This is a genomic window from Bacteroidota bacterium, assembly GCA_018831055.1.
In the GTDB taxonomy this organism is placed as follows: Bacteria; Bacteroidota; Bacteroidia; order Bacteroidales; family B18-G4; genus M55B132.
Window position 1 is genome coordinate 1 of sequence record JAHJRE010000160.1, and the last position, 6,652, is coordinate 6,652.

The window sequence follows — 6,652 nt, forward strand, 5'->3', positions numbered from 1 at the left end:
ATGACATTCGTAAAACACTAAATACTATTGCCGGTGTGAACCAGGATGGAAATCCCGTATCACTATCCACGGAAACCATAGTATCTATGAATATCTGGTGTTTCTTACCTGAATTGTTTGAACAACTGTCACTAAAATTCAGGAATTTCCTTGACAACCTGAATAATCCCGACCGGGAATTCCTGATCCCCTCGGTCATCAACGAATTGGTGCAAAACAATGAAGCCTTGGTTAAAGTGCTTGAAAGCAATGCCCATTGGGCAGGAATTACTTACAAAGAAGATGTTGAAAACGTGAAAAATATGATTCTTGATCTTACCGGAAAGGGAATATATCCGGAAAACCTTTGGAAATGAGCAGTAGTAGTGAAATAGCGTTGTCAGTTGCCCGGCAGTTTTCCATTAATGGTATCCCATTGTCAGCCATCCCTTTCGGAAACGGGCATATTCACAAAACATACCTGGTTAAAACAAATACTCCCGGTGTTTCAGGATATATACTCCAAAAAATCAACCATAATATTTTCAAACAGGTACCGGAACTTTGCCTCAATATCTCGAAAATCACAAAATTCATGCATTCGGGGTTGGAGCTGCTGCAAACCCGCTTCGGAAGCTTTCATTACAAAGACGATGATGGGGGATACTGGCGCATGTTCAATTATATTCCGGATAGCCGGGTGTACGAAAGAACGTCTGATCTTCGCTTAGCCAATGAAGCAGGAAGGGCCGTGGGAAGTTTTCAGCACCAGCTTGCAGGATTCAGCGAAGAACTAACGGTAATCCTTCCACACTTTCATGATCTTAAAAGAAGAGAAAAAGAGCTCGATCAAGCCATCCTGAATGATAATGCGAAAAGGTTAAATACATCCCGGGAATTGATCCTGGAATACAAAAAACATTCTGCCTTCCTGAATGAATATGAATCTCAGTTAAAGGATGTTTCCGTTCCGATACGCATAACCCACAACGACACCAAACTGAATAATATCCTGTTCGATAATAAAGGAAATCACATCTGCCTTATTGACCTTGACACAGTGATGCCGGGATATGCAGCCTACGATTATGGAGATGCCCTACGTACCCTTGCAAATAATGCAATCGAGGATGCAACCAATATAAACGAGGTTTCGTTTAATATGGAGATATGCAGGGCATTCACAAAGGGATACCTGTCAAAGGCAAAGGCCTTCCTCACTGCCAAGGAAATCCGCCTGCTGCCGGAAGCGCCAGGACTGATGACATACATAATCGGAATTCGCTTCCTGACAGATTACCTGAATGGTGATACGTATTATTACACCCGGTATGAGAAGCATAACCTTATCAGAGCCCGTGTGCAATTGACTCTGCTGAACCAGATCATGGATAATCTGGAACAAATCCGCAGTTACGCGGAATAATGAATTTAATTAAAAAGCCATGAATATCAGAAGGATCATTTTCTACCTGCTCTTACTCCTAATTATACTTATTCCGCTGATACAGTGGTCTATTTGGCAAATAAAGCCTTCTAAACCTCTGAATTTGCTTATCATCGACAAAACAGCAGCGGAACAGCAAAGACCGGAGCACAGGTCATTTACCTGGATTCTGATCAATAAGAAATATGTAAAGCCCAATGGTTCTTTGTACTCAATTAAGGACGATTATTACGGGTTTTTTCCGGGCGAAGGATTTGATTATGAAATCCGGGATTTCAGGGAATTTACATACAGCCAACTCGACAGTATCGCAGACACCCTGGATATGATGTATGTAGCTGATTCATATGGCGTTTATTATAACGACTGGTATCTACGGGATAATCTTACCGAACACAGCAAACTTATTTACGGAGGATTAACGGAGAAGGAATTTTATCTTATGAGGGAAATCTACAACGAACGTAAACTTCTCATCACAGAATTCAATGCCATTGCTCACCCGACAAACTACAGGGTGAGAAAGAACGTAGAAGATATGCTGGGTTTTACCTGGACAGGATGGACAGGAAGGTATTTCCATTCATTGGATTCGGCTACAAATCCGGAATTGCCAAGATGGGTCATCAGGCTTTATCAGGAACAAAACGAAGGAAATTGGCCATTTAAGAGGTCAGGGATAGTATTCGTTCATGAAAACAGCACGATCAACATACTCGAAGACAGTACTCATCTCACATGGGATATCCCTATGATAATTACTGAAAATGATTTCTGCAAAGAATACGGTCTTCCTGATGAAACAAAATATTCGTTCTGGTTTGATATTATCGTTCCTGATTTGAATAAAAATGAAATCATTTCGAAATACCGCATTGATCCCAATGAGGAGGGATTGAAATTGCTCAGGAAACACAATCTCCCTTATGTATTTCCGGCAGCAATCAGGGATCGTTATGATCAACGGTCATTTTATTTTGCCGGGGATTTCTGTGATAACAATATACCGTCCCGACTTGTTAAAATGGCTGGGATCAACTGGTATTACAAGCAATTCCTGGATCTGGAAGATATTTATAACCGTCAGGTATTTTTCTGGAAATATTATCATCCTATGATGACAAGGATATTAAAAGATTATGAAAAGGAGATTAATCCTTGATCTTATTTCCGGCGTTTCCTGCTGCGTACGTTGTCGAAACCTTTACGTTCCATTCTTCCCCAGCCTTTCTTGCCGGCAATGAAATAATCAAAATTACCCCGGATGGCCCACCAAAGAATAAGAGGATGGTATATTAAGGGTTCAAGCCAGGCATACAGGAATAATCTCAGAACATCCCATTTTCGCTCATACTTATGGAAAGTCAGCTCTTCATAAAGGATTGCATAGGTGGAATATGTCACTGCATAGAAGTACACAAAGCCCAGCATAATAAAGAAGAAAGGCCAGCTCGGGGACCCGAAAAGTGCGATTATAAGAAAATACAATATACCAACAATCTCAACCAGGGGAGCAAGCCATTCAAAAAAGAACCAGTAAGGATAGGAAAGCATACCCATCAAACCGTATCTGGGATTGAAAAAGAGTCTGCGGTGTATGCGCAGGGTATCAATGGTACCGCGTATCCAGCGATTTCGTTGCCGTCCCAACACATTGAGAGTTGTAGGAACTTCGGTCCAGCACAAAGGATCAGGTACATAGGCAACCTTGTATTTCTTGTCCTCCTCGCTCATAAAACGGCGCATTCTGACAACCAGTTCCATGTCTTCTCCAACCGTGGGAGCATAGTAACCACCGCATTTCACAGCAATCTCTTTGTCGAATAGCCCCAAAGCACCGGAAATCAGCAAAAGACCATTCATTCTGCTCCAGGCCATACGTCCCATCAAAAATGCCCTTGTATACTCAAGGACCTGGAACCTTGCCAGGAATTCTTTTGGTAACCGGATCATATCCAACTGCCCCCCATTGATCACACAGGAATTCGCAATACGAATCACCCCACCGGTGGCAATAATACGCTTTTCCTTCTCTTCCAAAAAGGGTTTAGCCAGCTTTAACAGAGCGTCAGAAGAAATGATCGAATCAACATCTATGGATACAAAATAATCGTTATTCGAAATATTGATGCCCGCATTCAAGGCATCCGCTTTACCACCATTCTCCTTATCTACCACGATAAGGTTGCTGAACGATTTATTCCTGGATTTATATACGCCCCTGACCTGCTGTGTTGGAATCTGGTAATTAACCGCAAAATCAACCATCTCCAGATCATATGCCTCAATTACCCGCTCCAGTGACTTGTCAGTGCTGCCATCATTAACAATGATCACCTCGAAATCGTGGTAGAACAAGGATAAAAGCGCTCTTATATTATCGATAATGGTTCTTTCTTCGTTAAAAGCAGGCGCAATAATGGAAATCGATGGCGCAAAGGGAGATGAAAGGATCATCTCATAGTTGACAAAACTATTCCTTCTCAGATAACTCCTTAAAACAAATACCGATACTATAGCCAGAAAAATATAGAACAAGGCTATACAGATCGCATAAACAATTATGAATCTCTCGAAAATGATCCTTATGGTTTCAAGGAATGTCATCCTATATTCTCTTGTCAGTTACATGTTTAATCTTTTCTCTGAAGGCAATGTCTCTGTCATTTGCCATATCCTCCATAATCTGCTGCCCTTTATATCCAATATTATTCAGGACTTTAAGTGCATTAAGCTGAATATCAAAATCATCATCCCGGGTTTTTTCCACCAGGAAGCTGATTTCCGACTCATCGGGAATTTGTTGCAGTGCTTTTAATATCTGAAGCTGATTATTATACGTTTCTGCACTATAAATTGACATCAGCTTCGGTATGCCTTCACGTAATTGCATCTTCCCAATAGCTATGATCACTTCTTTGCGCACTTTTTCGCTTTTATGTCGTGTCAGGTCAAGCAATTCCATAAAACTTCCGGTCTGCTGATAAATGGTGGCCATCCTGATTGCAAAAATCACTACCGTATCATTACCGGAGCCAAACCACCTTGAAAAGTCGGGAATTCGTATATCATACAGCCTGACAATAGCGTGCACATTCAATTGCTCCCATTGTGTAAAATCTTCCTTCAGTTTTTCCAGGAACGAGAAAGGATCATCTTCATTCAACCTGACCATAGCAATTTGAGCTTCTGATCTCAAAGTATCATTTCTGGAGTTGATATACTTCTCAACATAAGGCATAGCCTCTTTAACATTCATCATGGTAATTTCGCGAATTGCTTTGGATTTATCCACCCAATCGTGTTTACCCAGGCGTCGCATGGAATCCTTATGCAGATTCAGCCGGTAAAAAAAATTGTGTAGCTTATTCTCTGCATCTCCGGAAACATTGAAATACATGCGCAAAAACTCCTCAATGAGGATTTGTTTCCCGAATTTACCTTTAACAGCTCTCAGCTTCCTGAAAATATTCTCTTCGTTCTCTTCGTCGAACAGATAATCGGTAAGCATTTCCTGATACTCTGCACGATATCTCTTTACTTTCCTGGAATAGTATTCCCTTCGGATTTTGTTGATTATGATAAAAAGGAATACAACGACAAGGTTTATCAGCAGGAAAATAACCACGATAGCAAAGACCAGTATCAGCACACTTTTATAGCTCAGGTCAATAATTTTATTGGCCCATAAGACAAAATTTCCTGAAAAATTACGATTAATAAATGAGCGTATCCCTTCCCTGATAACATCTTTTCGCTGAATCACGGGACGAACGCCGGTGGCTGGTTTCCGCTCAGGAGGTATTATTACAGAGGTATCCCTGGCTTCCACAGGAGCTTCTTCAACCGTGTCTTTAACCGGCTCCTCTACCACAACCTCTTCTTCAACCGGCTTTTCGGGTTCTTTTTCAACCGCTTTGGCAACCGGTCTTTTACGGGGTGCCGACAAACCTTCCCTCATGGCTTTTATAGCTTCTTCTATAGGTGCGGTGGATATCCCATTCTGTATCCTGGGTAACCTGTTAAAAAAACCTTCATTGTTCACAAAGAAAGCAAAGGAATCAGGCTCCGTTACACGCTTATTCCGGTAATACGGAACAACAAAAGCCCCTTCAACACCATTGACATTCTGCAGTTCTTCCGCATACGATGCCGCTTCATCAAAATTCAGAAATGATCCTGTCAAATATTTATAATAGGGAGCAAAAAATTCTTCCGATACCGGTTGCTTCAGGTTGAACTTTCGTTTTAACCCCCAAATGCTGACAGGCGATTTGTAGGATGCGGCAATCTGGACTTTATAATATAAATCTGCTATTGGAAGACGATTACCATATATATACTTAGCAACAAAGGGATCAACTATTCCGTATTTTTCAGCAATGATGCGGGAAAGGTCGTACGCGGAATCAAAAGTAGAGGAATAACCTACAGTATATTTATACCAGCCCATATGCTGACCTTCAAGGATCTCAAAATCTTTGCGGATCAATTCTGAAAATGCCTCAGGAGACAAAGGCACCCCATATCTCGCGGCAATCTGCACCCTGTACGACAGCGAATCCGGAATATCTGATCCCATGAGTGGAAATAGCATAATAATCACAATACCCAGGCACAACCGGGAGCGCAAAAAAGCCGCCTTAGAAATCCTATGTACTCTTTTCTCTGATATCATTAAAAATAATATCCAATTTTTACACCTGCTCTCACAGCATTCCGGTAATTTTTATCCTTCCATTCCTCATAAGCATACCCCGTTTCGAAATAACCTACCCAGCGCGGCAGAAACAACCATTGAAACCCTGCCCTGACACGATAACTATTCAAAGTGTAATAGTCGAATCCTCCAATGTAACGCGTCGGATCATCGGGGCTATTTCCCGTTGCCAGTTCCATGAAAACATAATTGTCGGCCGAACGGACATATTTGCGGATCATCAGGTTATATGACTGATCCACACCATTATCCTGGGGTGAAATATAAGGCCGGAATGAAAACCAAAATTGCCGGTAATATTTTGATAAAGAGCCTGTTATGATATAAACTTCGTTTATGTTATTGTTGGTTCCTACAAACCGCATATATCTTCCTCCCAGCGAGACTTCCATTGCCCAGGGCAGTTTCTGGTAGAATTCCAGACCAACCCTGTGCTGAGGGAATAAGGAATCCGGCGAATAACTATAATTTACAAAAGCATAGTTGCTTTTTGAAAACTTCGGATA

6 protein-coding genes are annotated in these 6,652 nt (G+C 41.4%); 3 read left to right on the forward strand and 3 right to left on the reverse strand.

Annotated features, from left to right (window positions below; translation table 11 throughout):
- The 3 genes from KKA81_10415 to KKA81_10425 all read left to right on the forward strand — a co-directional run.
- Positions 1-356, forward strand: a 356-nt coding sequence (locus KKA81_10415; protein MBU2651338.1) for a nucleotidyltransferase, incomplete at its 5' end; no start/stop codon positions are given.
- Entirely contained in the window at positions 353-1,405 is a 1,053-nt protein-coding gene (locus KKA81_10420; protein MBU2651339.1) for a phosphotransferase, read from the forward strand. The genes KKA81_10415 and KKA81_10420, both read left to right, overlap by 4 nt.
- A gap of 19 nt (positions 1,406-1,424) precedes the next feature.
- Positions 1,425-2,588 (forward strand): hypothetical protein, encoded by a 1,164-nt coding sequence (locus tag KKA81_10425; GenBank protein MBU2651340.1) that lies wholly within the window; start codon positions 1,425-1,427, stop codon positions 2,586-2,588.
- A gap of 2 nt (positions 2,589-2,590) precedes the next feature.
- Here KKA81_10425 and KKA81_10430 read toward each other — a convergent pair whose 3' ends face one another.
- From KKA81_10430 to KKA81_10440, 3 genes are all read right to left on the reverse strand, one after another.
- Positions 2,591-4,033, reverse strand: a complete 1,443-nt coding sequence (locus KKA81_10430) for a glycosyltransferase family 2 protein (protein ID MBU2651341.1) — start codon at positions 4,031-4,033, stop codon at positions 2,591-2,593.
- Between the two features lies 1 nt (position 4,034).
- On the reverse strand, positions 4,035-6,008 hold the full coding sequence (locus KKA81_10435) for a HEAT repeat domain-containing protein (protein ID MBU2651342.1): 1,974 nt from the start codon (positions 6,006-6,008) through the stop codon (positions 4,035-4,037).
- Positions 6,009-6,103: 95 nt separating this feature from the next.
- Positions 6,104-6,652: YaiO family outer membrane beta-barrel protein (locus KKA81_10440; GenBank protein ID MBU2651343.1), on the reverse strand; the 549-nt coding region annotated here is incomplete at its 5' end.